This window comes from Pseudomonas sp. JAI111 (assembly GCF_024809425.1).
In the GTDB taxonomy this organism is placed as follows: domain Bacteria; phylum Pseudomonadota; class Gammaproteobacteria; order Pseudomonadales; family Pseudomonadaceae; genus Aquipseudomonas.
This window is the reverse complement of the sequence record NZ_JANUCB010000001.1, coordinates 553,713-579,381: the sequence shown is the minus strand read 5'-3', so window position 1 is coordinate 579,381 and position 25,669 is coordinate 553,713. Positions and strand designations below refer to the sequence as shown.

General features: G+C 58.8%; 24 protein-coding genes. 12 read left to right on the top strand and 12 right to left on the bottom strand.

Features of this window, described 5'->3' with window-relative positions; genetic code table 11:
• Positions 1 to 11 precede the first annotated feature (11 nt).
• A complete protein-coding gene (locus tag HNR03_RS02825; protein ID WP_259150539.1) occupies positions 12 to 590 on the bottom strand; it encodes a peptidoglycan binding protein CsiV in 579 nt (192 codons plus the stop codon).
• A gap of 10 nt (positions 591 to 600) precedes the next feature.
• Positions 601 to 4,050, bottom strand: coding sequence for a transcription-repair coupling factor (gene mfd, locus HNR03_RS02820; protein ID WP_090182111.1), 3,450 nt, complete (start codon positions 4,048 to 4,050; stop codon positions 601 to 603).
• Between the two features lie 362 nt (positions 4,051 to 4,412).
• Between mfd and HNR03_RS02815 the strand changes: the two genes are divergently transcribed.
• Positions 4,413 to 5,876: a glyceraldehyde-3-phosphate dehydrogenase gene (locus HNR03_RS02815; protein WP_259150538.1), complete on the top strand. Its 1,464-nt coding sequence runs from the start codon at positions 4,413 to 4,415 to the stop codon at positions 5,874 to 5,876.
• 175 nt (positions 5,877 to 6,051) lie between these two features.
• Here the strand turns inward: HNR03_RS02815 and HNR03_RS02810 are convergent, their stop codons facing one another.
• Entirely contained in the window at positions 6,052 to 7,350 is a 1,299-nt protein-coding gene (locus HNR03_RS02810) for an MFS transporter (RefSeq protein WP_259150536.1), read from the bottom strand.
• A 202-nt stretch (positions 7,351 to 7,552) separates the two neighbouring features.
• On the opposite strand from HNR03_RS02810, the gene HNR03_RS02805 reads away from it, so the two are divergent.
• Together HNR03_RS02805 and sthA are read left to right on the top strand one after the other, a co-directional pair.
• Positions 7,553 to 8,539, top strand: coding sequence for an FAD:protein FMN transferase (locus tag HNR03_RS02805; RefSeq protein WP_259150535.1), 987 nt, complete (start codon positions 7,553 to 7,555; stop codon positions 8,537 to 8,539).
• A 207-nt stretch (positions 8,540 to 8,746) separates the two neighbouring features.
• Complete coding sequence (gene sthA / locus HNR03_RS02800; protein ID WP_007907752.1) at positions 8,747 to 10,141, top strand: Si-specific NAD(P)(+) transhydrogenase; 1,395 nt, start codon at positions 8,747 to 8,749, stop codon at positions 10,139 to 10,141.
• 42 nt (positions 10,142 to 10,183) lie between these two features.
• On the opposite strand, the gene HNR03_RS02795 is transcribed toward sthA, so the two are convergent.
• A complete protein-coding gene (locus HNR03_RS02795) occupies positions 10,184 to 10,906 on the bottom strand; it encodes a glycerophosphodiester phosphodiesterase (RefSeq protein WP_090182118.1) in 723 nt (240 codons plus the stop codon).
• Between the two features lie 13 nt (positions 10,907 to 10,919).
• Positions 10,920 to 11,498, bottom strand: a complete 579-nt coding sequence (locus HNR03_RS02790; protein WP_259150526.1) for a PilZ domain-containing protein — start codon at positions 11,496 to 11,498, stop codon at positions 10,920 to 10,922.
• 94 nt (positions 11,499 to 11,592) lie between these two features.
• Here HNR03_RS02790 and HNR03_RS02785 point away from each other — a divergent pair, with 94 nt between their 5' ends.
• The 3 genes from HNR03_RS02785 to HNR03_RS02775 all read left to right on the top strand — a co-directional run bounded on the left by HNR03_RS02785 (position 11,593) and on the right by HNR03_RS02775 (position 14,845).
• A complete protein-coding gene (locus tag HNR03_RS02785) occupies positions 11,593 to 12,843 on the top strand; it encodes a lipoprotein-releasing ABC transporter permease subunit (RefSeq protein WP_222585470.1) in 1,251 nt (416 codons plus the stop codon).
• A 7-nt stretch (positions 12,844 to 12,850) separates the two neighbouring features.
• Positions 12,851 to 13,534, top strand: coding sequence for a lipoprotein-releasing ABC transporter ATP-binding protein LolD (lolD, locus tag HNR03_RS02780; RefSeq protein WP_167360488.1), 684 nt, complete (start codon positions 12,851 to 12,853; stop codon positions 13,532 to 13,534).
• Positions 13,535 to 13,600: 66 nt separating this feature from the next.
• Positions 13,601 to 14,845 carry a lipoprotein-releasing ABC transporter permease subunit gene (locus HNR03_RS02775; RefSeq protein WP_259150525.1) on the top strand — a complete coding sequence of 415 codons (1,245 nt, stop codon included), beginning with the start codon at positions 13,601 to 13,603 and terminating at the stop codon, positions 14,843 to 14,845.
• 55 nt (positions 14,846 to 14,900) lie between these two features.
• Here the strand turns inward: HNR03_RS02775 and HNR03_RS02770 are convergent, their stop codons facing one another.
• Together HNR03_RS02770 and HNR03_RS02765 are read right to left on the bottom strand one after the other, a co-directional pair.
• Positions 14,901 to 16,247: a heavy metal sensor histidine kinase gene (locus HNR03_RS02770; protein ID WP_259150524.1), complete on the bottom strand. Its 1,347-nt coding sequence runs from the start codon at positions 16,245 to 16,247 to the stop codon at positions 14,901 to 14,903.
• Entirely contained in the window at positions 16,247 to 16,927 is a 681-nt protein-coding gene (locus HNR03_RS02765; protein WP_259150523.1) for a heavy metal response regulator transcription factor, read from the bottom strand. Before HNR03_RS02765 ends, HNR03_RS02770 begins: the two co-directional genes overlap by 1 nt.
• A 155-nt stretch (positions 16,928 to 17,082) precedes the next feature.
• Here HNR03_RS02765 and HNR03_RS02760 point away from each other — a divergent pair, with 155 nt between their 5' ends.
• Entirely contained in the window at positions 17,083 to 17,607 is a 525-nt protein-coding gene (locus tag HNR03_RS02760; RefSeq protein WP_259150522.1) for a cupredoxin family protein, read from the top strand.
• Between the two features lie 61 nt (positions 17,608 to 17,668).
• A complete protein-coding gene (gene queF, locus HNR03_RS02755) occupies positions 17,669 to 18,499 on the top strand; it encodes an NADPH-dependent 7-cyano-7-deazaguanine reductase QueF (protein ID WP_259150521.1) in 831 nt (276 codons plus the stop codon).
• Positions 18,500 to 18,609: 110 nt separating this feature from the next.
• Here the strand turns inward: queF and HNR03_RS02750 are convergent, their stop codons facing one another.
• Together HNR03_RS02750 and HNR03_RS02745 are read right to left on the bottom strand one after the other, a co-directional pair.
• Positions 18,610 to 18,873 (bottom strand): DUF4404 family protein, encoded by a 264-nt coding sequence (locus HNR03_RS02750; protein ID WP_222585475.1) that lies wholly within the window; start codon positions 18,871 to 18,873, stop codon positions 18,610 to 18,612.
• Between the two features lie 109 nt (positions 18,874 to 18,982).
• A complete protein-coding gene (locus HNR03_RS02745; protein ID WP_259150519.1) occupies positions 18,983 to 19,600 on the bottom strand; it encodes an HAD family phosphatase in 618 nt (205 codons plus the stop codon).
• Positions 19,601 to 19,799: 199 nt separating this feature from the next.
• On the opposite strand from HNR03_RS02745, the gene HNR03_RS02740 reads away from it, so the two are divergent.
• A complete protein-coding gene (locus HNR03_RS02740; protein ID WP_222585477.1) occupies positions 19,800 to 20,489 on the top strand; it encodes a VacJ family lipoprotein in 690 nt (229 codons plus the stop codon).
• A gap of 58 nt (positions 20,490 to 20,547) precedes the next feature.
• Here HNR03_RS02740 and HNR03_RS02735 read toward each other — a convergent pair whose 3' ends face one another.
• Entirely contained in the window at positions 20,548 to 20,847 is a 300-nt protein-coding gene (locus HNR03_RS02735) for a PilZ domain-containing protein (protein ID WP_222585478.1), read from the bottom strand.
• Between the two features lie 275 nt (positions 20,848 to 21,122).
• On the opposite strand from HNR03_RS02735, the gene rssB reads away from it, so the two are divergent.
• Positions 21,123 to 22,304, top strand: coding sequence for a two-component system response regulator RssB (rssB, locus tag HNR03_RS02730; RefSeq protein WP_090182138.1), 1,182 nt, complete (start codon positions 21,123 to 21,125; stop codon positions 22,302 to 22,304).
• A complete protein-coding gene (gene rssC / locus HNR03_RS02725) occupies positions 22,304 to 22,786 on the top strand; it encodes an anti-sigma factor antagonist RssC (protein WP_259150518.1) in 483 nt (160 codons plus the stop codon). Before rssB ends, rssC begins: the two co-directional genes overlap by 1 nt.
• A 114-nt stretch (positions 22,787 to 22,900) precedes the next feature.
• On the opposite strand, the gene tal is transcribed toward rssC, so the two are convergent.
• A complete protein-coding gene (gene tal / locus HNR03_RS02720) occupies positions 22,901 to 23,827 on the bottom strand; it encodes a transaldolase (protein ID WP_090182140.1) in 927 nt (308 codons plus the stop codon).
• A 339-nt stretch (positions 23,828 to 24,166) separates the two neighbouring features.
• Here tal and HNR03_RS02715 point away from each other — a divergent pair, with 339 nt between their 5' ends.
• On the top strand, positions 24,167 to 24,553 hold the full coding sequence (locus tag HNR03_RS02715; RefSeq protein ID WP_259150517.1) for a hypothetical protein: 387 nt from the start codon (positions 24,167 to 24,169) through the stop codon (positions 24,551 to 24,553).
• A gap of 15 nt (positions 24,554 to 24,568) precedes the next feature.
• Here HNR03_RS02715 and HNR03_RS02710 read toward each other — a convergent pair whose 3' ends face one another.
• Complete coding sequence (locus tag HNR03_RS02710) at positions 24,569 to 25,537, bottom strand: glycosyl hydrolase family 5 (protein ID WP_259150516.1); 969 nt, start codon at positions 25,535 to 25,537, stop codon at positions 24,569 to 24,571.
• Positions 25,538 to 25,669 lie beyond the last annotated feature (132 nt).

Here is a 25,669-nt window from a genome sequence, read left to right as displayed (position 1 = left end):
AAGGACTTCAATCAGTCCGGAATTTCATCGGGGACTGGCCGAGGCGCAGGGACGGTCAGCGAAGTGATCTTGATCAGCAGGGCCAGGTGGCCGTTATCGAGGAAATTCAGTTGTCCGTTCTTGGTGTGACTGTTCTGCTTCAGGCGTTCGCTGGCGGTGACCAGGCCGTTGGCGTCAATCTGGTTGACCCAGAAGTCGGCATCGACGTCGGTGAAACGCCCCAGTTTCAGGGTCAGGGTGCCTTCGATCGGGAACTGGCCGAACTGTTCCTTGCCGTCGTTGATCGCAACTTTGGTGGCTTCTTCGCCCAGGGTTTGTTGCCAGGCCTTGTGCAGCAACACCGTGTAATCCGTGCTGGCGGTAAGTTTTGCCACTTCACCGTTGAGGCTCGGCGTGCGCAGACTGTCGGGGCTGATGCGTTGGGCGCCGGCCGCCCAGTCTTCCGGTGCGGCTTTGCTGACAATGGCAGGCACGGCGTTCTGCCGGATCAGGATCATTTCAATCTGATACAGGTCATCGGCAAACGCCGTCGGGGCGAACGACGTTATCAGCAACGTTGTCAGCAAGGTCAGTAAACGAAACAGGCGCATGCGGCGTCCTTCAAGCAGTTTTCGGGATGAGGCATTCAAGCAGCGCCTCTACAGTATTAAAGCGCTCTTGCGGGCTTTCCATCGGGACCATGAATTTAAACATCGTGGCGCCTTCGAATTTGTAGCGTTTTGGCTGGCCCTGAATCAGTTTGATCAGCGTCAGCGGGTCGACCGGTGTTTGCGCCGCGAACTCGATTCGACCGCCTTGCGGGCCACCGTCGACTTTCTTGATGCCCAGCAGTTCGGCCTGCAACTTCAACGCCGTGATGCGCATCAGGTTCTTGGTGGGCTCTGGCAACAGGCCGAAACGATCGATCATCTCCACCTGCAGGTCCTTGAGGCCTTCCTCGTCAGTGGCCGAGGCGATGCGTTTGTAGAGAATCAGTCGGGCATGCACGTCCGGCAAATAGGCTTCGGGAATCAACGCCGGGACTCGCAGGTTGACTTCCGGACCTCCGCCGAGCGGCTGATCGAGGTTCGGTTGCTCGCCCTTGCGGATCGACTTCACCGCGCGCTCAAGCATCTCCATGTACAGCGTGAAACCGACGGCCTGGATCTGACCGCTTTGGCCGTCGCCCAGCAGTTCGCCCGCACCACGGATTTCCAGGTCGTTGGTCGCGAGGACGAAGCCCGCGCCGAGGTCCTGGGTATTGGCGATCGCTTCCAGACGTTTTTCCGCATCCGGGGTGATTTGCTGGCGCGGCGGTGTCAGTAGATACGCGTAAGCCTGGTGGTGGCTGCGACCGACCCGGCCGCGCAACTGGTGCAACTGCGCCAGGCCGAACTTGTCGGCACGCTCGATGATGATGGTGTTGGCGCTCGGCACGTCGATGCCGGTCTCGATGATGGTCGAGGCGATCAGCACGTTGAAGCGCTTGTGATAGAAGTCGCTCATCACCTGTTCGAGATCACGCTCGCGCATCTGTCCGTGGCCGATGCCGATCCGTGCTTCCGGCACCAGTTCGGCGAGGTCGGCGGCGCATTTCTCGATGGTCTTCACGTCGTTGTGCAGGTAATAGACCTGGCCGCCACGCAACAGCTCACGCAGCAGGGCTTCTTTGACCGTGCTCTTGTTCTGTTCCATGACGAAGGTGCGCACCGAGAGGCGACGGGCCGGCGGCGTGGCGATGATCGACAGGTCACGCATGCCCGACACCGCCATGTTCAGCGTGCGCGGAATCGGCGTGGCAGTCAGGGTCAGGATATCGACTTCGCTGCGCAGGGCCTTGAGCTGTTCTTTTTGACGGACACCAAAGCGGTGTTCTTCGTCGATGATCACCAGCCCCAGGTTTTTGATTTTCACGTCATCCTGCAGCAGCTTGTGCGTGCCGATGACGATGTCGATCTTGCCTTCGGCAAGGTCTGCGACCGCCGCGTTCACTTCCTTGGCCGACTTGAAGCGGCTCATGACTTCCACGGTCACCGGCCAGTCGGCGAAGCGGTCGCGGAAGCTGTTGTAATGCTGCTGGGCGAGCAGGGTGGTCGGTACCAGGATCGCTACCTGGCGACCGCCATGCACGGCGATGAACGCGGCGCGCATCGCCACTTCGGTCTTGCCGAAACCGACGTCACCGCAGACCAGTCGATCCATCGGCTTCGGCGCGAGCATGTCGGCGCGTACGGCATCGATGGTGGTTTGCTGATCTGGCGTTTCTTCGAACGGGAAGCCAGCGCTGAATGTCGCGTAATCGGCTTTCGGGTCTTCGAAGGCATAACCTTCGCGAGCGGCGCGACGGGCATAGATGTCGAGCAACTCGGCGGCCACATCGCGCACCTGTTCGGCGGCTTTGCGCTTGGCTTTCTGCCAGGTTTCGGAGCCAAGACGATGCAACGGGGCCAGGGCGTCGTCGCTGCCGGTGTAACGCGCGATCAGGTGCAGGTTGGCCACCGGCACGTAAAGCTTGGCGCCCTCGGCATATTGCAGAGTCAGGAACTCGGCGGCCTGATTGTCGATTTCGAGGGTCGCAAGTCCCAGGTAACGACCGACGCCGTGATCGATATGAACCACTGGTGCGCCTTCGCGCAGCTCGGTGAGGTTCTTGATGACCGCATCATTGTTGGCGTCGGCGCGTTTTTCGCGGCGACGGCGTTGCATCACGCGCTGCCCGAACAACGGGCTTTCGGCGACCAGCGCCAGGGCCGGATCGTCCAGCAACAGGCCTTCGTCGAGCGGCGCAATGGTGATTGCCAGGCGTTCCTTGCTCGCCACGAAGTCCGGCCAGCTGTCGACGGTCTTCGGTCGTAGCTTCAGGCGTTCAAGCAATTCCAGCAGCACTTCGCGACGCCCCGCGGACTCGGCGGTGAACAGCACGCGTCCGGGGAACTCGTCGAGGAAACCGGCCAGCGCCGCCAATGGCTGGGTGGCCTTGGCTTCGATGGCCAGGTTCGGCAATTCGCGCGCCGGGAAGCGCTCGCGGCCGACACCGGTTTCCACGTCCTGTTGACTGGCCACCACCCGAGGCCAGTTTTTCAGGCGGGCAAAGCAATCTTCCACCGGCAGGAACAGTTCGGCCGGTGGTAATAAAGGACGGGACGGATCGACGCGGCGCTCTTCGTAGCGATTGCGCACATCGTTCCAGAAGTTTTCCGCCGCCTGCTCGATGCCCGGCAAGGAGAACACTTGCGTGTCCTGAGGCAGGTAATCGAACAGCGTCGAGGTGTCATCGAAAAACAGCGGCAGGTAATACTCGATACCGGCCGGGGTGATCCCGCTGCTTAAGTCCTGAAAGATCGGGCAGCGGCGGAAGTCGACATCGAAGCGTTCACGAAAGCGTGCCTTGAAGCGTGTGACCGCGTCTTTCTGCAGCGGGAATTCTCGCGCGGGCAACAGGCGAACGGTGTCCACTTTGTCGATGGAGCGCTGGTTTTCCGGATCGAATGTACGAAGCGTCTCGATTTCATCGTCGAACAGATCAATCCGGAAGGGCAGTTTGCTGCCCATCGGGAACAGATCGATCAGCGAACCGCGCACGGTGAATTCACCGTGTTCGTAAACCGTATCGACATAGCGATAGCCGCTGGCTTCCAGTCGGGTACGCATTTGCTCGACATCGAGCTTCTGACCCACATCCAGAACAAGGCTGCTGCCAAGCAGGAATTTGGTCGGCGCCAGGCGATGCAGGGCCGTGGTGATCGGCACCACCAGCACGCCGTGGCTCAGTTCCGGCAATCGATAAAGGGCGGCGATGCGCTGGGAAATGATGTCCTGGTGTGGCGAAAACAAATCGTAGGGCAGGGTTTCCCAGTCCGGGAAATGCAACACCGGCAAATCCGGGGCGAAGAAACTCAGCTCCTGTTCCAACCGTTCGGCACTTTGGCTGTCGGCGGTGAGCAGCAGGGTAAAGCGCTTGGCAGCGCTGGCGGCCTCGGCGATGGCCAGGCTCAGGGCGGCACCGGGCAAGTTGCCCCAGTGCTGTTTACCTGCCGCGGCAGGGAGAAGCGGTAGACGCAGAACGGGCACGGAAGGTTGAGCTCCAAGCGTTGCGACAAAGTCGGTAATTGTAGCGGCCCCGGGTGCCGCCTGTCAGTTGCTAGTGTGTCTATTACGCAGGTTTGGCGAAATGTAGTGGTAAAGACAAAATCTGGCCGTTTTTTACTGAAAATTGATGATTATGTAGTGGCAAAACGACCGAGTGTTACGGAGGGTTACGGATAAGACAGCGGTATCTCCAAAAAATTGACTGCGCTGAAAGCCGCGTATTTACTGGGCTTTAGCGATGCGTGATTTTTTTGAACAGAAATTTGTTACGGATCGCACGACAGGCGCGCATTGCTACGGGAGGCACTCGGCGGCATAATGTAGCCCCTTTTTTCTGCCCCTACATGTGGAAGGTTCCCGTGACTCAGAAGCCCGACCAGTGTCTTGGTGAATGGATCGACCGTGAAGCACTCGCAGAAGCGATGATTCCGCTTATCGGTCAGCTCTACCGCAATAACAACGTGGTGAGCTCGATCTATGGCCGCAGCCTGATCAACCGTTCAGTCATTGCGATTCTCAAAGCTCACCGCTTTGCTCGTCACCGCCAGTCCGATGACAGCGAACTCTCCGTCCACGAAACATTCCCGCTGCTCAAGGCGATGAGCGAGCTCAAACTCGGCGCCGCTTCGGTCGACCTGGGCAAGCTTGCGGTCAAGTTCAAGGCCGAAGGCAATGGCCGTACTGCCGAGCAGTTCGTGCGTGAAGAACTGTCTGACGTGGTTGGCCAGCAGAACGTTGCCGCGCGCAAAGGCACTGACGTGGTTCTCTACGGCTTCGGTCGTATCGGCCGTCTGCTGGCGCGTATCCTGATCGAGAAAACCGGTGGTGGCGACGGCCTGCGTCTGCGCGCCATCGTTGTCCGCAAGGGCGCCGAGAACGATCTGGTCAAGCGTGCAAGCCTGCTGCGTCGTGATTCGGTTCATGGTCCGTTCGATGGCACCATCACTATTGATGAAGCCAACAACACCATTACCGCCAACGGCAACCTGATCCAGGTTATCTACGCGAAAAACCCGACTGAGGTGGATTACACCCAGTACGGCATCAAAGACGCACTGCTGGTGGACAACACCGGCGTATGGCGTGACGCCGAGGGCCTGGGCCAGCATCTGTCCTGCCCGGGCATCGACCGCGTCGTGCTGACCGCGCCTGGCAAAGGCAAGCTGAAGAACATCGTTCACGGCATCAACCACGGTGAAATCACCGCTGATGACAAGATCGTTTCGGCCGCTTCCTGCACCACCAACGCCATCGTGCCGGTACTGAAAGCTGTCAACGACAAGTTTGGCATCATCAATGGCCACGTCGAAACCGTTCACTCGTACACCAACGACCAGAACCTGATCGACAACTTCCACAAAGGCGATCGCCGTGGTCGTAGCGCCGCGCTGAACATGGTAATCACCGAGACCGGTGCTGCCACCGCTGCTGCCAAGGCATTGCCTGAGCTGGCCGGCAAGCTGACCGGTAACGCGATCCGCGTTCCGACGCCAAACGTGTCGATGGCGATTCTCAACCTGAACCTTGAGAAAGCCGCCACCCGTGAAGAGATGAACGAATACCTGCGCTACATGGCGTTGCACTCCGATCTGCATAAGCAAATCGACTACGTCAACTCGCAGGAAGTGGTTTCCACCGACTTCGTTGGCTCGCGCCACGCTGGCGTTGTGGACGCTGAAGCGACCATTACCCAAGACAACCGCGTTGTTCTGTACGTTTGGTACGACAACGAATTCGGTTACAGCTGCCAGGTGGTTCGCGTGATGGAAGACATGGCCGGTGTAAACCCGCCAGCTTTCCCGCGCTAAGCTTCAATAGCTGCACATGAAAACGCCCCGACCTAGGTCGGGGCGTTTTTGTTTGTGTATCTGTTGGGTCTTTGTTGCCTGCACTGGCCTCATCGCTAGCAGGCTAGCTCCCACAGAGGACTTGTGAACGCCACAGATCCAGTGTGGGAGCTCGCCTGCTGGCGATTGCGGTCTGTCAGGCGCCGCGGACCACTGACGCCTGCGCAGTCCGCAACTCATGCCGATTGCCGCGGAACAACACCAGCGTGGCAATCAAGCCCAACACCGCTGCGCCGCTGAGCCAGATCCCCGGCGCTGCCTTGTTGTCCAGCACATGGATCAGATAAGTACAGGCCGCCGGTGTGAAACCACCGAAGGTCGCAGTCGCCAGGCTGTAGGCCAGGGAGAACCCGGTCGTACGAACCTCAACCGGCATGATCTCGGTCAGCGCCACCACCATGGCGCCGTTGTACGAGCCATACAGGAACGACAACCACAACTCGACGATCAGCAAATGGCTGAAACTCGGGTTCGCCACCAGCCACGACAGGGCAGGGTAAGCCGTGAGAATTGCCAGAATCGTCGCCGCCAACAGCAGGGGTTTACGACCAATCTTGTCGGAAAGCGCGCCCATCACCGGCAGCCAGAAGAAGTTCGACAGCCCGATGCACACCGTTACCAGCAGCGCATCCAGATCCGACAAATGCAGCTCGGCTTTGCCGAAGGTCGGTGTATAGGCGGTGATCAGGTAGAACGACACGGTGGTCATCACCACCAGCGCCATGCCTGCGATAACGATGCCGAAGTTCTGGCTGATCGAACGGAGGATGTCCCGCAGGGTCGGGCGATGTTTGCGTGCCTGGAATTCGGGGGTTTCTTCCAACGAACGGCGAATCACGAAGATCACCGGCACGATCATGCAGCCGATCAGGAACGGCACGCGCCAGCCCCAGTCACCCATTTGTTCCGGGCTGAGCCAGTGGTTCAAGCCCACACCCAGCAGGCCGGCGAACACCACCGCGGCTTGCTGACTGGCAGACTGCCAACTGACGAAGAAGCCTTTGCGGCCCGGGGTGGAGATTTCAGCGAGGTACACCGACACGCCGCCCAATTCCACGCCAGCCGAGAAGCCTTGCAGCAATCGGCCAAACAGTACGATCAGCGGCGCCGCGACACCCAGCGTGGCATAACCCGGTACGCAAGCAATCAAGACCGTACCGGCAGCCATCATTGCCAGGGTAATGATCAGTCCTTTGCGACGGCCATGACGGTCAATGTAGGCACCGAGGAATATGGCCCCCAACGGACGCATCAGGAAGCCGGCACCAAAGGTGGCCAGTGACAACATCAAGGAAGCGAAGGCGCTGTCGGCAGGGAAGAAGGTTTTGGCGATGGCCGTGGCGTAAAAGCCGTAGACCATAAAGTCGAACATTTCGAGAAAGTTACCGCTGACAACGCGAAAAATCGCTTTGCCTTTGCCCGTATTGGAAGCCATTTATAGATACTCACTCTGGTAAATCTTGTTTGAAAGCGCTGCACCTGCGTCGGCCTGTGTGGCTAGCGGGAGCGCGAGCACAGGTTTTGCTTGCGGGCAGCAGAGGCAGGTCTCGCTCTCATTCGCTCCGAAGCCCATAATGGCGGGCGCGGTTTTGAGGGGAGATGAAGATTTGTTAACTGGACGGTGGGGAGCAATTGTGATGCTGGCCGGCGTTTTGTCCGGTTGTGGTAACGGCGACAGTCTGGAAACCTTCGGCGGTCCGACCATGGGCAGCACCTATTCGATCAAGTACGTACGTCACGCCGGTCTTCCTGCTCCGAACGCAGTCCAGGCCCAAGTCGAAAAAATCCTCGCCGAGGTCGATCAACAACTGTCGACCTACCGCAGCGACTCCGACATCGAGCGATTCAACGATTTGCCGGCCAATCGCTGTCAGAAAATGCCTGCGCCGATCCTCAAGCTGATCCGCGTCGGAGAGCAGCTCTCTGAACAAAGCGAAGGCGCCTACGACCTGACGGTGGAGCCGCTGCTCAATCTCTGGGGGTTCGGTCCGCAGGCTCGTGAGGAAAAAGTCCCCACCGTGCAGGCGCTGGCTGATGTCAGGCAGCGAGTCGGGTATCAGCACCTGCGCATCGACCGCGATCAACTGTGCAAGGACGCCGCCGTCGAAGTCGACTTCAACAGCATCGCTGCCGGTTACGCCGTCGACACGATTGCCGCAAAACTGGAAGCGATGGGCATCCACGACTACCTCGCCGAAGCCACCGGGGAACTCAAGGCGTCGGGCAAGAAGCTCGATGGCTCGCCTTGGAAGATCGCATTGGAAGAGCCCCGCGACGATCAGCAGGTTGCGCAAAAAATCATCGCGGTCGACGGCTATGGTCTGTCCACCTCCGGCGACTACCGCAACTATTTTCAGCAGGGTGGCCGGCGCTATTCCCACACCTTCGATGCCCGTACCGGTGCGCCGGTCTCGCACACCTTGGCGTCCGTCACGGTAATTAATCCTTCCGCGTTGATGGCCGATGGCTTATCGACGCTGTTGCTGATTCTCGGCCCCGAACGGGGTTGGGACTACGCAGAAAAACACGATATCGGCGCATTTTTTGTAATTCGTGCCGATACAGGTTTTGTCACACGATCCAATCAGGCTTTTGAGCGGCTCAGTGCCGGAAAAACCGAATGATCACGGCGATTCGCGCATTGAAAGACTGGCGTTGTAGTGCAGGCAAAACTAGCCTACGACGCGACCAAGGGTTAATGTGCCCGGCGTTGACGCTTCTATAGACTGTGTCCGGGTTCTGCATTGGCCCCAAATTGTTCCTTCACGCCGCAGATGGCGTGATTTAGCCGCAGGTGCCGAGGGCGCCGCGGCCTGTTCTGAGGAGTACGCATGGCTGTCTACAACTACGACGTGGTGGTGCTGGGTTCCGGCCCGGCGGGAGAAGGCGCGGCAATGAACGCCGCTAAAGCAGGGCGCAAGGTGGCGATGGTCGATAGCCGTCGCCAGGTCGGCGGTAACTGCACCCACTTGGGCACCATTCCGTCAAAGGCACTGCGTCACTCGGTCCGGCAGATCATGCAGTTCAACACCAACCCGATGTTCCGGGCCATTGGTGAGCCGCGCTGGTTTTCGTTCCCGGACGTGCTGAAAAGCGCTGAAAAAGTCATTTCCAAACAAGTCGCTTCGCGCACTGGCTACTACGCCCGTAACCGTGTCGACGTGTTCTTCGGCACCGGCAGCTTCGCCGACGAGCAAACCATCGAAGTAGTCTGCGCCAATGGCGTGGTCGAAAAGCTGGTCGCCAAGCACATCATCATCGCCACCGGTTCGCGCCCGTATCGCCCGGCGGACATCGATTTCCATCACCCGCGTATCTACGATAGCGACACCATCCTCAGCCTCGGTCACACCCCGCGCAAACTCATCGTTTACGGCGCTGGCGTGATCGGCTGCGAATACGCCTCGATCTTCAGTGGCCTGGGTGTATTGGTTGAACTGGTGGACAACCGCGGTCAGTTGCTGAGCTTCCTTGACTCGGAAATTTCCCAGGCCCTGAGTTACCACTTCAGCAACAACAACATCACGGTTCGCCACAACGAAGACTACGACCGCGTCGAAGGCGTGGACAACGGTGTGATCCTGCACCTCAAGTCCGGCAAGAAGATCAAGGCCGACGCCTTGCTCTGGTGCAACGGCCGTACCGGCAACACCGATCAGTTGGGTCTGGAAAACATCGGCGTGAAGGTCAACAGCCGTGGCCAGATCGAAGTCGACGAAGCCTACCGCACCTGCGTGCCGAACATTTACGGTGCCGGTGACGTGATTGGCTGGCCGAGCCTGGCCAGTGCCGCGCACGACCAGGGCCGTTCGGCCGCTGGCAGCATCGTCGATAACAACAGCTGGCGCTTTGTGAATGACGTGCCGACCGGTATCTACACCATTCCGGAGATCAGCTCGATCGGCAAGAACGAGCAGGAGCTGACCCAAGCCAAAGTGCCGTACGAAGTGGGCAAGGCGTTCTTCAAGAGCATGGCGCGTGCGCAGATCGCCGGCGAGCCTCAGGGCATGCTGAAGATCCTGTTCCACCGCGAGACCCTGGAAGTGCTGGGCGTTCACTGCTTCGGCTATCAGGCGTCGGAGATTGTTCACATCGGCCAGGCGATCATGAGCCAGCCGGGAGAGCTGAACACGCTGAAGTACTTCGTCAACACGACGTTCAACTACCCGACCATGGCCGAAGCCTATCGGGTAGCGGCGTACGATGGCCTCAACCGGCTTTTTTGAGCGGCTCCGGCCGGTGGCCTGAGCCGGCCGGGGAGACCGATTTCAGCAATTCTCGAGCGTGGCGCTGGCCAAACCGGGAAAGTCTGTAATCAGGCTGTCAACGCCGAAGTCGGCGAGTCTGCGCATCAGCGCGGGCTCGTTGACTGTCCATACCGACACATGCAACCCCTGACGTTGCGCCTTTTGCAGGCGTTCCGGCGTACACAGGGTCCAGTTCAGCGCCAGAATCTCACAGCCATAGCTTTGTGCGACCTTCAGCGGGTCGAGCCAGGCGTACTCGGCCACCAATCCGCGGGACACGTCCGGCACCAGGTCCAGCGCGGCTTTCAACACTTCGCGCGAACTTGAGGTGATGGTCACTTTATCCAGCAAGCCGAAACGCTGAGCCATCTCGCGAATCGCCAGAACGGTCGTCGCGGCGCGGGTGCGTGAAGCGCTTTTGACTTCCAGCTGCCAATGCTCGAAATCGCATTTCTCGAACAGTTCTTCCAGTGTCGGAATCGGGCAGGGCTTGATCCAGCCCGGGCCGCCCTTGCGCGCGTCATAGGTCACCAGCTCGGCCGCCGTGTGCTCGACGACCTTGCCGCGCCGCTCCGTGGTGCGTTTGAGCGTCGGGTCGTGGATGACCATCAACTCGTTGTCCTTGGACAGGTGCAGGTCCAGTTCGCAACGGCGTACGCCGTGCTTGAGACATTCCTGAAAACTGGTCAGGGTGTTTTCCGGTGCTTCGCCCTTGGCGCCGCGATGGCCGTAGATGAGGGTCACGGTTCTTCCTTAATTAAATGCCTGATTCGTTTTCGCGGGCCAGACGTCGTTCCTGGGCCTGCTTCTGCAAAATGTAACGGGCCAGCAACTGGCGCTGGGCATCGGTCGGATACTCGAACTCGGTGCCGACTTCATAGCTTTCGCCCTTTCTATCGCAATGGGTGACGCGCGCGCGCAGCAACAGGCCGAGGGCTTGCGGCATCAGCACCAGTTTGACCGACAGGCGCGCGTCCACGGCGATTGGGGTCGGGTGCTGGAATTCCACGCCGCCTTCGGAAATGATCACCGGCTGCGGTTCGCCAATCTGCCCGAGCACGGTGATGGCGATCACCTGGCTCAGTAAATCGATGCGTTTGTTCTGGGATTTCAGGAACGCCGCGAGATTGCGGTCACGCTCACTGATCTGGCGCAGCAGGTGCTGCGACTCGAATTCGCTCAGGTGCAGCTCGCTGAGCAAGTTGAATAGTGGAGAAGCATCCTGCAACACTTCCTGGCCTGCGGCTTCGGGAGCGGACAGGGGCCGAATTTCCAGTGCGATCATGTCCTCGATACGGTAGTATTCGCGGCGATCTTCTTCATCTAATGTCGACATGGCGAACCCATGGTAGCGGCGGTGGTCTGAGTGTAAAGCTGGTTACCGACCCCCGCCACAAGGACGTTCCTTTTCCCTCCGAACAAGCCCCGACATGTTCAGACCTCTCTTCGTATTTATTGGCACGCGTTATACCCGTGCAAAGCGTCGCAATCATTTTGTGTCGTTCATTTCCCTGACTTCAATGATCGGACTGGCCCTCGGCGTGGTCGTGATGATTGTCGTATTGTCGGTCATGAACGGCTTCGATCATGAGATGCGCACCCGTGTGCTGGGCATGGTGCCCCACGCGACCATCGAGTCCAGTGAGCCGATCAGCGACTGGCAAAGCCTGGCCGCCAAGGTCAAGCAGAACCCGCAGGTGACGGCCGTTGCGCCATTCACCCAGATGCAGGGCCTGCTGACCAACAACGGCAAGGTGTCCAAAGTGCTGCTCAATGCCGTCGACCCTGCGCTGGAAAGGCAGGTCTCGATCATCGACAAGTTCATGCTCCAGGGCAAACTTGACGATCTGGCGCCTGGCAGCTTTGGCATCGTCATTGGCGACAAGGCCGCGGCCAAGCTTGGTGCGGCCATCGGCGACAAGCTGACGTTTGTCGCGCCTGAAGTCACGGTGACCCCAGCCGGCATGTTTCCGCGCATGAAGCGCTTTACCGTCGTCGGCATCTTCCATGTCGGCGCCGGCGAGATCGACGGTTACCTGGGCGTCACCAACCTGCAGGATCTGGCCAGGCTGCATCGCTGGAAACCGGATCAGGTCCAGGGCATCCGCCTGAAGTTCGACGACCTGTTCCAGGCGCCGCGCGTGGCGTGGACAATCGCCCAGCAGCTCGGTGAAGACCGCTTCTATGCCCGCGACTGGACGCGCACCCACGGCAACCTGTATCAGGCGATCCGCATGGAGAAAGCCATGATCGGCCTGCTGTTGCTGCTGATCGTCGCCGTCGCGGCCTTCAACATCATTTCCACGCTGGTGATGGTGGTCAACGACAAGAAGGGCGACATCGCGATCCTGCGCACCCTCGGCTCCACGCCGGGGCAGATCATGGCGATCTTCATGGTGCAGGGCACGGTCATCGGTGTGATCGGTACGCTGATTGGCGCCGTGGTCGGGATCGTCGCCGCGCTGAACGTCAGCGCCGCGATCTCGGTCCTGGAAGGCTTGATCGGGCATAAATTCCTCAACGCCGACGTTTACTTCATCGATTACCTGCCGTCGCAAGTGCAGAGCCAGGATGTATTGATGGTCTGCGCCGCCGCGTTGGTCCTGAGTTTCCTCGCCACCCTGTATCCAGCCTGGCGTGCTGCGCGCACCCAGCCTGCGGAGGCGCTACGTTATGAGTGAGTCGGGCATGAGTGATAAAGCAATCTTGAGCTGCCGCAACCTGGGCAAATCCTACGAGGAAGGCCCGGAGTCGGTAGAAGTTCTGGCAGGGCTGCAACTGGAGCTGCACCCGGGTGAGCGCGTGGCGATTGTCGGCACCTCCGGTTCGGGCAAAAGCACGTTGCTTAACCTGTTGGGCGGTCTCGACACGCCAACCAAGGGCAGCGTCTGGCTCGACGGCGAAGAGCTGTCGGCCCTGAGCGAGAAGAATCGCGGCCTGTTGCGCAACCGGTCGCTGGGTTTCGTTTACCAGTTCCACCACTTGCTGCCGGAATTCACCGCGCTGGAAAACGTCTGCATGCCGCTGCTGATCGGCAAGACGGCGATCCCGGAAGCGCGTCAGCGTGCGACGGCATTGCTGGAGCGGGTAGGGCTGGGTCATCGGCTGGAACACAAACCGTCCGAGTTGTCCGGCGGCGAACGTCAGCGCGTGGCCATCGCCCGTGCCCTGGTGAACAAGCCGGGCCTGGTGATGCTCGACGAGCCGACCGGCAACCTCGACTCCCATACCGCCCAGGGCATTCAGGATTTGATGCTGGAGCTCAGCACCTCGATGCGCACGGCGTTCCTGGTGGTGACTCACGACATGAACCTGGCCCGCCAGATGGATCGCGTCCTGCATTTGCAGGAAGGTTGCCTGACCCCCATCTGACTGGTCGAAACCCGACGTCACTGAACAGTGCGTCGGGTCTTTTATTTTTATACGGTGCCCCAGCGAATGTTCAGACCGTTATCGATCTTTATCGGCATGCGCTATACCCGCGCCAAGCGCCGCAATCGCTTCGTTTCCTTCATCTCGATGACCTCGATGATCGGCCTCGCCCTTGGCGTGCTGGCGATGATCGTGGTGCTGTCGGTGATGAACGGCTTCCAGCGCGAAATGAGCTCACGAATCCTCGGCATGGTGCCGCACGCGACCATCGTCGGCGTCAATCCGATTGACGATTGGCAGCCGGTGGCCGCCGCCGCGATGAAAAACCCGGAAGTCACCGCCGCCGTGCCGTTCACTGAAATGGAAGGCATGCTCTCCTATAAAGGCACGATGCAGCCGATTCAGGTCAGCGGCGTCGATCCTGCGCTGGAAGGCAAGGTGTCGATCGTTGCCAAGCACATCGTGCAGGGCAGTCTCGAGGCTTTGAAGCCGGGTGAATTCGGCGTGGTGATCGGCGAGATCACCGCGCGACGTTTCCGCTTGAATGTCGGCGACAAGATCACCTTGATCGTGCCGGAAGTCAGCACCGCGCCGGGTGGCATCACCCCGCGCATGCAACGGCTGAACGTGGTTGGCGTGTTCAAGGTGGGCGCCGAACTGGACGGTTCGATGGCGTTGATCCACATGGCCGATGCCGCGCAGATGCAGCATTGGCAGCCGAATCAGGTGCAGAGCGTGCGCCTGGCGGTGAAGGATTTGTACGCCGCGCCGAAGGTCTCCAGCGATATTGCCGGCGCACTGGGCACGGCTTACAAGGCTGACGACTGGACCCACACCCAGGGCAGCCTGTTCAGTGCGATGAAGATGGAAAAAACCATGATCGGCCTGCTGTTGCTGATGATCGTTGCCGTGGCCGCATTCAACATCATTGCAACCCTGATCATGGTGGTGAACGACAAGGGCGCGGACATCGCGATCCTGCGCACCATCGGCGCGACACCCCGGGAGATCATGGCGATCTTCATGGTGCAGGGCACGGTGATCGGGATTGTCGGCACCTTGATTGGCGGTGTGCTTGGCGTGATTGCCGCGCTGAACGTCAGTTCACTGGTGGGCTGGATGGAGCGGGTGAGCGGGCAGCACATCTTCAGTTCTGATGTGTATTTCGTCAGCAATCTGCCTTCGGAATTGCAGGGCGGGGATGTCTTGTTGATCTGCTCCGCCGGTTTCATCATGAGCTTTTTGGCGACGGTTTATCCGGCGTGGCGGGCGGCGAAAGTCGAACCGGCAACCGCGTTGCGGTATTCGTAAGCTTTGATAACCGCACCCTGATCGTTCTCACGTCGAACCGTCTGCGTGGGAACGATCAGGTTCGTGGCAACTCAATCACAAACCGCGTCCATCCCTTATCCGACTCACAATGAATCTGCCCGCCATGGGCACGGATGATTGACTGGGTGATCGCCAGCCCCAATCCCGCATGTTCGCTACTGCCTTCCTGGCGCGCCGGATCAGCGCGGTAGAAGCGATCGAACAAGCGCGGCAGCAACGCCTGGTCAATACCATCTCCGCTGTTCTCGATCGTCAGGCTCAAACCATTGAGCTGATCGGCAATCCGCACCCGAATCTCGCCATCGGCGGGGGTAAAGCGCAACGCGTTATCCAGCAGGTTGGAAAGCGCTCGACGCAGCATGCTTCGGTCGCCCTCCATGTGCGCGCTTCCTTCACGGCTCAGCAACACACGGGCGTCTTCGGCCAGCGGCGCAAAGTATTCCAGCAACACATCCACTTCCTCTGCCAGCTCCAATGGCTCTCGATTGGGCGTCAGCAATCCATGGTCAGCCTTGGCCAGGTACAGCATGTCGTTGACCAGTTGTGCCATCCATTGCAGCTCTTCGAGGTTGCTGTGCAGCGCTTCGCGGTAATCCTCCAGGGCGCGCGGGCGGGTGAGGGTGACCTGGGTGTGGGTCAGCAAGTTCGACAGCGGGGTGCGCAGTTCATGGGCAATGTCGGCGGAAAACGCCGAGAGCCGTTGGAAGGAATCGTCCAGGCGTCCGAGCATGGCGTTAAAACTGTGGGCCAATTCCGTGAGTTCTGACGGCATGTTCTCTTCGGGCAGCCGGGCATTCAGCGATTGCGCCGAAACGCCGCTGGCAATCGCACTCATCCTGCGCAACGGCCGCAACCCGCTGCGCGCCGCCCATGCACCAAGCAGTGCCGTGGCCAGCGCTGACAAGCCCACGGTCAGCCAGATCAGGTGCTGCATGCGTTGTAAAAAATGCTGGTGATGGGTGATGTCCAGCAGCAGGGTCAGTTGTGGCGAGTCGGGCTTGTCGGGATACAGCGGAGCATTCAATACGCGATAGTCCGTGCCTTCGTCGCTGACCGTCGACAGGCCCGGCTGATGTGGCAAGTCCTCGGGCAAGCCTGTCGAACTGTCATACCAGCGCTTGCCATCGCTGCCCGTGATCCGTAGCGACAGATCAGCTTGTCGACTCAATTCATCGGCCAGCCTGATTTCGCTTTCGCTCGATTGAATGTCATGAAGTGCCCGGCGCAGGCCAATCAGTTTGCCGTCCAGCAACTGCTGGTCCAGTTCAACGAAGTGCGCCTCGCTGGCGCGACTGAACAACACCCCGGCGAACAGTGAAACCACGGCGGTGCACGCGGCAAACAGCAGCGCGAGGCGACTGCTTAAAGAAAGCCGGCGCATCAGACAGGGCGCTCTTCAAGGACGTAACCCATGCCGCGCACGGTGTGAATCAGCTTGTTGGGGAATTCATCGTCGATCTTCAGGCGCAAACGACGGATCGCAACTTCGATGACATTGGTGTCGCTGTCGAAATTCATGTCCCAGACCTGAGAGGCGATCAGCGATTTGGGCAGTACTTCACCCTGGCGCCGCAGGAGCATTTCCAGCAGGGCGAACTCCTTGGCGGTCAAGTCGATGCGCTGACCGCTGCGCTCGACCCGGCGACGGATCAGGTCCAGGCGCAAGTCGGCCAGTTGCAGGCTGGTTTCCTGGGGCGAAGCGCTGCCACGGCGCAACAGGCTGCGGACGCGGGCCAGCAACTCGGAGAAGGCGAAAGGCTTGACCAGATAGTCGTCGGCCCCCAGTTCGAGGCCGTGGACTCTGTCCTCCACTGCATCTCGCGCGGTCAGAAAAAGTACCGGCGTATCGAGACCGGCACCGCGCACGGCTTGCAGAATCTGCCAGCCATCGCGCCCGGGCAGCATCACGTCGAGAATCAGCAGCGCGTAGTCGCCGCTCAACGCCAGTTGCTGTCCGGTGTTGCCGTCGGCCACCAGTTCCGTGTTGAAGCCGGCCTCGGTCAGGCCTTGGCGCAGGTAGTGGCCGGTTTTCGGTTGGTCTTCGACAATCAGCAGTTTCATGGGCAACTCAAGGCAAGTGGAACGAACGCTTTATACAGTGGGCCGCATTAATACAGGTCAACCTGACAAAGTTGTAATCTGGCTGTCAGCTTGCGGGCAGTGGTAGCAGTTTAGAGTTTTCCACAGGCTGAACCTTATCTAGTTGGAGTACGACTATGTTTTTGCGCAAACCGCTGCTGCTGGCCGCCTGTTTGCTGGCGCTGAGCTCGCCGGTATGGGCCTCGCCTGCGTCGACCTACGATTTCGGTCAACCGGCCCCGGCGTCCAAGGCGACCCGCAGTGTCGAGATGGTGATGGGTGACATGTCTTTCACCCCCAAGGCCATCGATATCAAGGCCGGTGAGACGGTGCGTTTTGTCCTGGTAAACAAAGGCCAGCTGTTGCATGAATTCAACCTCGGCGACGCGGCGATGCATGCCAGGCATCAGCAGGAAATGCTGAAGATGCAGCAGAGCGGCATGCTCACGCCGACCGGCATGAAGGAAATGGACCACGGCTCGATGGCGGGCATGGACCATGGAATGATGAAACACGACGATCCCAATAGCGTCCTCGTCGAACCGGGCAAAACAGCCGAGCTGACCTGGACCTTTACCAAGGCCACCAACCTGGAATTTGCCTGCAATATTCCAGGTCACTATCAGGCCGGTATGGTCGGCAAGTTGACTGTCAGTCAGTAAGCACTCAAAGGCGGGAGCAAAGGCTGGTAGAATCCGCTGATTCTTCAGTCAGGTTTCCGCCATGCATCCCGCAGCCGAACACTCGCCGCTGGGCAAATCCAGCGAATACATCGCCACTTACACGCCGTCTTTGCTGTTCCCGATCCCGCGCACCGCGAAATGGGCGGAGCTGGGCCTGACCGCTGAAACCCTGCCGTATAAGGGCGTGGACTTCTGGAACTGCTTCGAGTTGTCATGGCTGCTGCCGTCCGGCAAGCCCGTGGTGGCAATTGGTGAATTCAGCATTCCGGCGGATTCGCCGAACATCATCGAATCGAAGTCGTTCAAGCTGTACCTGAATTCCTTGAACCAGACGCCGTTCGCCGATACTGCCACCCTTGAAGCTACCCTGGCGAAAGACCTGTCGGCGGCTGCCGGCAAACCGGTCGGCGTGCGTATTCGCAGCCTCAAGGAGGTTGAAGCCGAAGGTGTCGTGACGTTGCCGGGCGAGTGCATCGACGATCTGGAGATCAGCGTCAGCAATTACGAGCACCCGCGCCCTGAGCTGCTGCGCTGCGATCAATCGCGCATTGTGGAAGAGAGTGTGCATAGTCACCTGCTCAAATCCAATTGCCCGGTGACCAGCCAGCCGGACTGGGGCAGCGTGGCGGTGGAGTACCGTGGCGCGGCGCTGGATCACGCGAGTCTGCTGGAATACATCGTGAGCTTCCGCCAGCACTCGGACTTCCATGAGCAGTGCGTGGAGCGGATTTTCCTCGACCTGCAGCGCTTGCTGAAACCCGAAAAATTGACCGTGTATGCGCGGTATGTGCGCCGTGGTGGGTTGGACATCAACCCGTATCGCAGTACCGAAGACGTGCAACTGCCGAACCAGCGCCTGGTCCGTCAATAAGCAGCCGATGTGGGAGCGAGCAGGTTCACTCCCACAGGGGATTGCATTGCAAATCACGGATATGAAAAAGCCCCGCTAGCGATAGCGGGGCTTTTTTGCATCTGGTGGGTTCAAATCCCCATGCTGGCCAAGGCTTGCACAATGTTGCGCAAGGTGCCGGCAAGGGTAGGGTGCTCTATTTCGAAGCGCTCGACGGCCAGGTTCACATTGTCGGCGAGGCTGGAGTCCTGGGTTTTGGTTTCGAGCTCTATCTCCAGTTCGATCTGTTGCATCAGTGCGTGCAGGTCGGCGCGCTCGGCTTCCGTCAGCGGCGGATTCTGTTCCAATTGCTCGCGCAGAGTGTTGAGCTGTTCTTGCAGTTCGCGGGCAGGCATGACGTTCTTCCTTTTATCGATAGGCACTGGCATAGACCGCGGCAGCGCGCCAAAGGTCTATGGCTGACCTTTAGATTAATCCACTCGCGCGCAACCTGCATGATCTCAGTCAGGGCTTTTCGCCCTTTAGCCGACGCAGGCTGATATCTGCCAGGCAGGTGTCGAGTTCGCCCAGGTGATCGATCACCGAGTGCACGCCGAGGCTGAACAGCTGCACCGTCGCCTGGCCACGCAAGTGTTCGCGCTCTTTCGGGCTCAAGGCGAGCCACTCATTGGGTGCCAGTCCGCAGAGCGAGCCACAGGAGGCCAGGCCGATGGTCCACAGCCCGGCATTCAGGCCTGACTGCAACAAGCGAGGTTCGCCACTGACCAGCACGCAACCATCCAGTTGCCCGACGTTCAACGCCATCAGCGCCTGCCAGCAAGCGTTCGGCGCTGGCCAGGGAGCGTTCGTTGCGAGGTGTTGCGAAGATTTGATCCACGAAGGCAGGGCAGCGGCCAGCGAGTGGGTGAGGGTGGGGGGCAATTCGTCGAGCCAGGCACACGGAATCTGCTGACGCTGCAAGCTGCTGAGGCTGTCCAGCGCGCCGGGCGTGGCTTCGGCATGCTCGGGGGCGGGACTGCCGTGACGCGTCCGGGCACCGAAATCCACCAGGCAACCACTGAGGCCGAACAACACGGCGGTCAGGTTGGGGGCAGCGAGGGGCAAGGTGTTGGCGTGCGGCATATCAACGTCCCTGAAATAGCCACAAGGCTAGGTGCGGTCCATGACAGTTGCGTGACAGGCAGGTGAACCGCTCCCGATTCAGAAGAATCATCTGTAGCCTGTTGCGGTGAGGCTGCCTAAATCGGCGTTTCCGTCTTATACTGCCCAGCTTAACGCCTGGGCTCATGTGCCCGTGCCAGTATAATCCAAGGAGTTTTCTATGCGCTGGAGCAATTATCTAGCTCAGTTTTGTGTGTGTGCCAGCGTAACGCTGGTTCCGTTCGTAGCCCAGGCTGCTACGGAAGAAGACCCTTGGGAAAGCGTCAACCGTCCGATCTACCAGTTCAACGACTTCGTCGATACCTATGCACTCAAGCCTATCGCTCAAGGCTATGAGTTCGTGACGCCGCAGTTTCTGGAAGACGGCATCCACAACATGTTCCGCAACGTGGGTGATGTCACCAACCTTGCCAACAACATTTTGCAGGCCAAACCAGCCGCCGCTGGCGTCGATACGGCTCGCCTGATCTTCAACACCACCTTCGGCCTGCTGGGCTTCTTCGATGTGGGCACCAAAATGGGCCTGAATCGCAGCGACGAAGACTTCGGCCAGACCCTCGGGTATTGGGGCGTGGGCAGCGGTCCGTACGTGATGCTGCCGCTGTTGGGCCCAAGCACGTTGCGTGATGCGCCATCCAAGGTCGTCGACAACTACACCGGCCCATACCCGTACATCAACGATGTGCCTGTGCGTAACTCGGTCTTCGGTCTGAACATTGTCGACACCCGCGCCAGTCTGCTGTCGAGCGAGAAGTTGATCACCGGCGACAAATATACCTTCATTCGCAATGCGTATTTGCAGAACCGCGAATTCAAAGTCAAAGACGGCAAGGTCGTCGACGATTTTTGATCTCGACTTGTAAAACGAAGAAGGCGGCCAGTTGGCCGCCTTCTTTGCGTTTGGGGGGTTATTTCATCTTCAAGATTGTAAGCCCGAGTTTCTGACTGCCACCGTCCTGTTCCTTCACCCACACGACCTCAGTGTCGGCCTCAAGCCCTTTGAGTGCCGCGTGATCGGAATCGATACGCACGCTGAGCCGGTCTCCAACCCTGAACGAACGCGGCGCCTCGACCTGCATGCCGCTGCTGGAAAGGTCGATGCAGACAGCTGGCACCTCATCGCCTTCATGAATCAGCGACACATCGGCATCGACCCGCATGCGGATGAAATCGCGCTTTTCGCTGTAGTCCCGATCGGTTTGACGCATGGGCTCCATCCTTCCATTGGGTTACGGTTTTGTCTGTTCTTATAACTCCCGGTGATTTGACAAGTAAAGTCGTCAAGCGACCATCGGCGTGAGCTTGAAACGCCCCGCGGATGGGAGTACCGTCTGCGCCTTAGAAGGGCACCTCTGGTGAACCTGTGAGTAGGGCGGATGCTCGAAAATGGTGCGACAGAGAGGCTAGAAAGCGAATCCAGTAGTGTGAGCCGGGCCACAGCCCCGCCTGCTACGCCAACCTAATTCTGGCGCCGTTTGCCCACATGCCAAAAACCAGTGCCACGCTGCTGATAATCGATGATGACGAAGTAGTGCGCGCGAGCCTCGCGGCCTATTTGGAAGACAGTGGTTTCAGTGTCCTGCAGGCCAGTAACGGTCAGCAGGGTCTTCAGGTATTCGAGCAAGACAAGCCCGACCTGGTCATCTGCGATCTGCGCATGCCGCAGATGGGCGGTCTCGAACTCATTCGTCAGGTCACTGAGCGGTCACCGCAAACGCCGGTGATCGTGGTGTCGGGTGCCGGGGTGATGAACGACGCGGTCGAGGCCTTGCGCCTGGGCGCGGCGGACTACCTGATCAAGCCTCTCGAAGATCTGGCTGTGCTCGAGCACTCTGTGCGCCGGGCCCTGGATCGCGCACGCTTGCTGGTGGAAAACCAGCGTTACCGCGAGAAGCTGGAGAAAGCCAACCGCGAGCTCGCCGCCAGCCTGAACCTGCTCCAGGAAGACCAGAACGCCGGTCGCCAGGTGCAGATGAACATGCTGCCGGTCAGCCCCTGGACCATCGATGAGTTCCAGTTTGCTCACCAGATCATCCCGTCGCTGTACCTGTCGGGTGATTTCGTTGATTACTTTCGGGTCGACGAGCGTCGGGTAGCGTTCTATCTGGCGGACGTTTCCGGTCATGGCGCCTCTTCAGCCTTCGTCACTGTGCTGCTGAAGTTCATGACCACGCGCTTGCTGTTCGAGTCCAAGCGCAGCGGTACATTGCCGGAATTCAAGCCTTCAGAGGTTCTTGGTCATATCAACCGGGGCCTGATCAGTTGTAAGCTGGGTAAACACGTCACAATGGTCGGTGGAGTCATCGACGAGGAGACAGGTTTGTTGACCTATAGCATCGGTGGTCATTTGCCGTTGCCAGTGTTGTACACGCCAGACAGTGTTCGTTATCTGGAAGGACGTGGCCTGCCGGTGGGCCTCTTCAATGAAGCCACCTACGAAGACCACGTACTGGAACTGCCTCCGACGTTCAGCCTGACGCTGATGTCCGATGGCATTTTGGACCTTTTGCCAGAACCGACACTCAAAGAAAAAGAGGCGGCTTTGCCCCAACGGGTCAAGGCAGCGGGCGGCAGCCTGGATGGTCTGCGGCAGGTTTTTGGATTGGCCACGCTAGGGGAGATGCCGGATGATATCGCCCTGTTGGTGTTGAGCAGGAATCTTTAATGAGTACCGGTAGAATCCAGTTCGCCGAGCAGGACGGCACCTTCGTCCTGAAGTTCGTCGGTGAAGTTCGCCTGACCCTGTGTTCGGCGTTGGATGCGACTATTGATCGGATCTTCACGGCGTTGAACTTCAACGCGATCGTGATCGACCTGACCGAAACCCGCAGCATCGACAGCACCACCCTTGGCCTGCTGGCTAAATTGTCGATCCTGTCGCGGCAAAAGGTCGGCCTGCTGCCGACCGTCGTCACCACCCACGAAGACATCACGCGTCTGCTGGAGTCCATGGGCTTCGAGCAAGTGTTCAACATTGTTAACCGCCCGATTCCGTGCCCTGAGTGCCTGACCGACTTACCGGATCAGGACCAGTCCGAAGAAGTGGTGCGAATCAAAGTGCTGGAAGCGCACAAGATCCTCATGGGCCTGAACGACTCCAATCGTGAAGCGTTTCATGATCTGGTGAACGCACTCGAGCGCCACTGACGTCTGGCGAGGTAGCAAGCGCCCCCAACAGGGATGCGCGACAAGCGCCAAAACCAACGCATAAAAAAGGGCGAACCCGTCAAGGTTCGCCCTTTTTGCGTTTGCCTTACTGGATCAGAGCTTGGCTTGCAGCAATGCTTCAAGTTTTTCCTGGTCGCGAGCGAACTGACGAATACCTTCAGCCAGCTTCTCGGTCGCCATCGCATCTTCGTTGGACAACCAGCGGAACTGCGCTTCATTCAAGCTCAAACGCGCTTCACCGGCATGACCCGGCGCTAGTTTGCGCTCCAGCTTGCCGGTGTCGGCCGCCAGTTTCTCCAGCAGATCCGGGCTGATGGTCAGGCGATCACACCCGGCCAACTGCTCGATCTGATTGAGGTTGCGGAAGCTTGCGCCCATGACCACGGTCTTGTAGTCGTTGGCCTTGTAGTAGTTGTAGATGCGCGTCACCGACTGCACGCCCGGATCATCCGCGCCGGTGTAGTCGTTGCCGTTGGCTTTCTTGTACCAGTCGTAGATACGACCGACAAAGGGCGAAATCAGAAACACGCCCGCATCGGCACACGCAGCAGCCTGGGCAAACGAGAACAACAGCGTCAGGTTGGTCTGGATGCCTTCTTTTTCCAGGATCTCCGCAGCGCGGATGCCTTCCCAGGTGGAAGCGATCTTGATCAGCACGCGGTCGCGGCCAATGCCTGCTTTGTCATACAACTCGATCAGACGGTGCGCGCGCTTCAATACGGCGTCAGTGTCGAACGACAAGCGTGCATCCACTTCGGTGGAAATGCGACCCGGTATGACCTTCAGGATTTCCTGGCCGACGGCAACGCCAAAACGGTCGCTGGCCAGGCCTACATCACCTTTGCAGTCGTGAACGCAGGCGTTCAGCAACTCGGCATAACCAGAAATGGCTGCGGCTTTGAGCAGCAGGGAAGGGTTGGTGGTAGCGTCCACGGGTTTAACGCGAGCGATAGCTTCGAAGTCGCCGGTGTCGGCAACTACGGTAGTCATTTGTTTGAGTTGTTCCAGCTTGGAAGTCATGGGCGTGCTCTGTCCTATGGGTCTAATGACATTACCCGAGCGCTGACAGCCACTCAAGGGCGCATGTACGTATCGATGGGTCCCGGCGGCAACAACCGGAAAACGGATGTTTGAAAGGCTGGGCACGGTAGTGATAATACGATGCCAAAACACGACACAGGTTCAAAGCGATTGACCGCTGGCATCGCTCGGTCAACGCCGGTGCGTCCACTCCCATGCCAGGATTTGAGCATTTTGCGCTGTTAAAAAGGGTCGGCTGCAGACGTTATAAGATGTCAAATAGAGGCGTGCGGATGCCGTGTAATGTGCTGCTGATAAATGGACGCAGTGGATCGGAACATGGCTTCACAGGAGCAACAAGCGTGCGTCAGCGTGGAGGTCGTCGATAACCTTATTCTGGGTTATGTCATGAAAAAACTGACCGACGTTTTTGAAGCGTTGATGGAAGTTTCCCGGCAACACCACCCGGACAATATGCAGGGTTTGCTGCAGATGGGGAGTGTCAAAGGCGCAGCCCTCATTCCCTTCTGGCTGAAGCGCGTGGAATCCAGCGCGCCCATCCAGGTCTCTCATGTGTTGATCGAGCAAATGAACGACGCGCAGACATTCAAGCAAGACCCGCGTTTCCAAGCGCAAATCGTTCTGTTTGATGCGCTGGTGGAGGCATCGCTGGCGATGGATATCGAGCGTTATTCGCAGTTGGACAAAGAGGCCCCTCTCCCATAAAGGGGCACTGACTGGCTAGTGTGATTTTAATAGTGACTTGACCGCAGTCCCCGCAGGCTTTGAAGTCCCGTCCGATGACAAGATTCCGAAACTTCTCTCGCGATCATTGCCTCCAGAATCGCTGTTTTTCCATTCATAGATAGACGTCAGCGGTATGTTCAGTTTTCGGGTGTCGTTGATGAATTGGGTGATTCGAGAGGCTTGCCCGCTGGTACCGCCGATGGAGATGAGCGATGGCACGCCCCATTCGCTGATGACGCCCGGCAGATGAAAGTTGTCGAGTATGAAAGCTTGAGCATTGCTGATTTGCGCGCTCGACATGCCGTAGGGGTGATAGGAAATCGCGCTCAGGCACTTGGGGTGGTCATTGATGATTTTGTTCAGTGCGACGGTAGCCTTGGAGTCCTGGGTGGGTGCTTTCGCAAATCCAAAGCCGATTATCGGGGTTGAAGTGTCGCGTTTTTGTAGCCCGTTGCACACGGCGTTCATGAAGGGCACAAACGTTACTTCGAAGTCTTGAGTCGGCCAATACTTCGGCAAGTCCGGTTCATTCCATATTTCGATGGCGACAAGCTGGGTGCGGTATGCATTGTCCAGGCTGATGACCGAGCGGGCGAATGCCTCGCCTGCCGCGACGAGATCGCTGTCACCGCTGTTTGTCGTACTGGTCAAGGGTTTGGTTGAGCGGACGGTCATCAATACCGGCAGATCAGCGGTTTTGGCGGCGGCGAAGGCTGCGCTGATCTGCTGTTGATACGACGGGGTGCCCAAGCTGTTGGTCCATACGCCAAAGCGCACGAATCCAAACCCCGAGGCTTTGATCTGTTGGGCATCTTTAGCGGTGAAGCTTTGGATTTTTACCTGAACGCCTATTGTCTTGTCGTCTTTCGCCAGCACTGCAAAAGGCTGCGCGGCGTAAGCAGGACTGGCGGCGCATAGAAAGAGCATGGAAGTTGTCATCAGTCGAAAGCGCGTCAAGGTCATTGGCAATTTTCCTGGTAATCAAGTGTATCGTCCCGGTGTTAGTCGAATGAAAGTAACATCGACCAGTCGATACAGCCATACCCTTAATCGCTTACTTAAAATACACCGTTGTTATTTTTTGTCAGATAAATA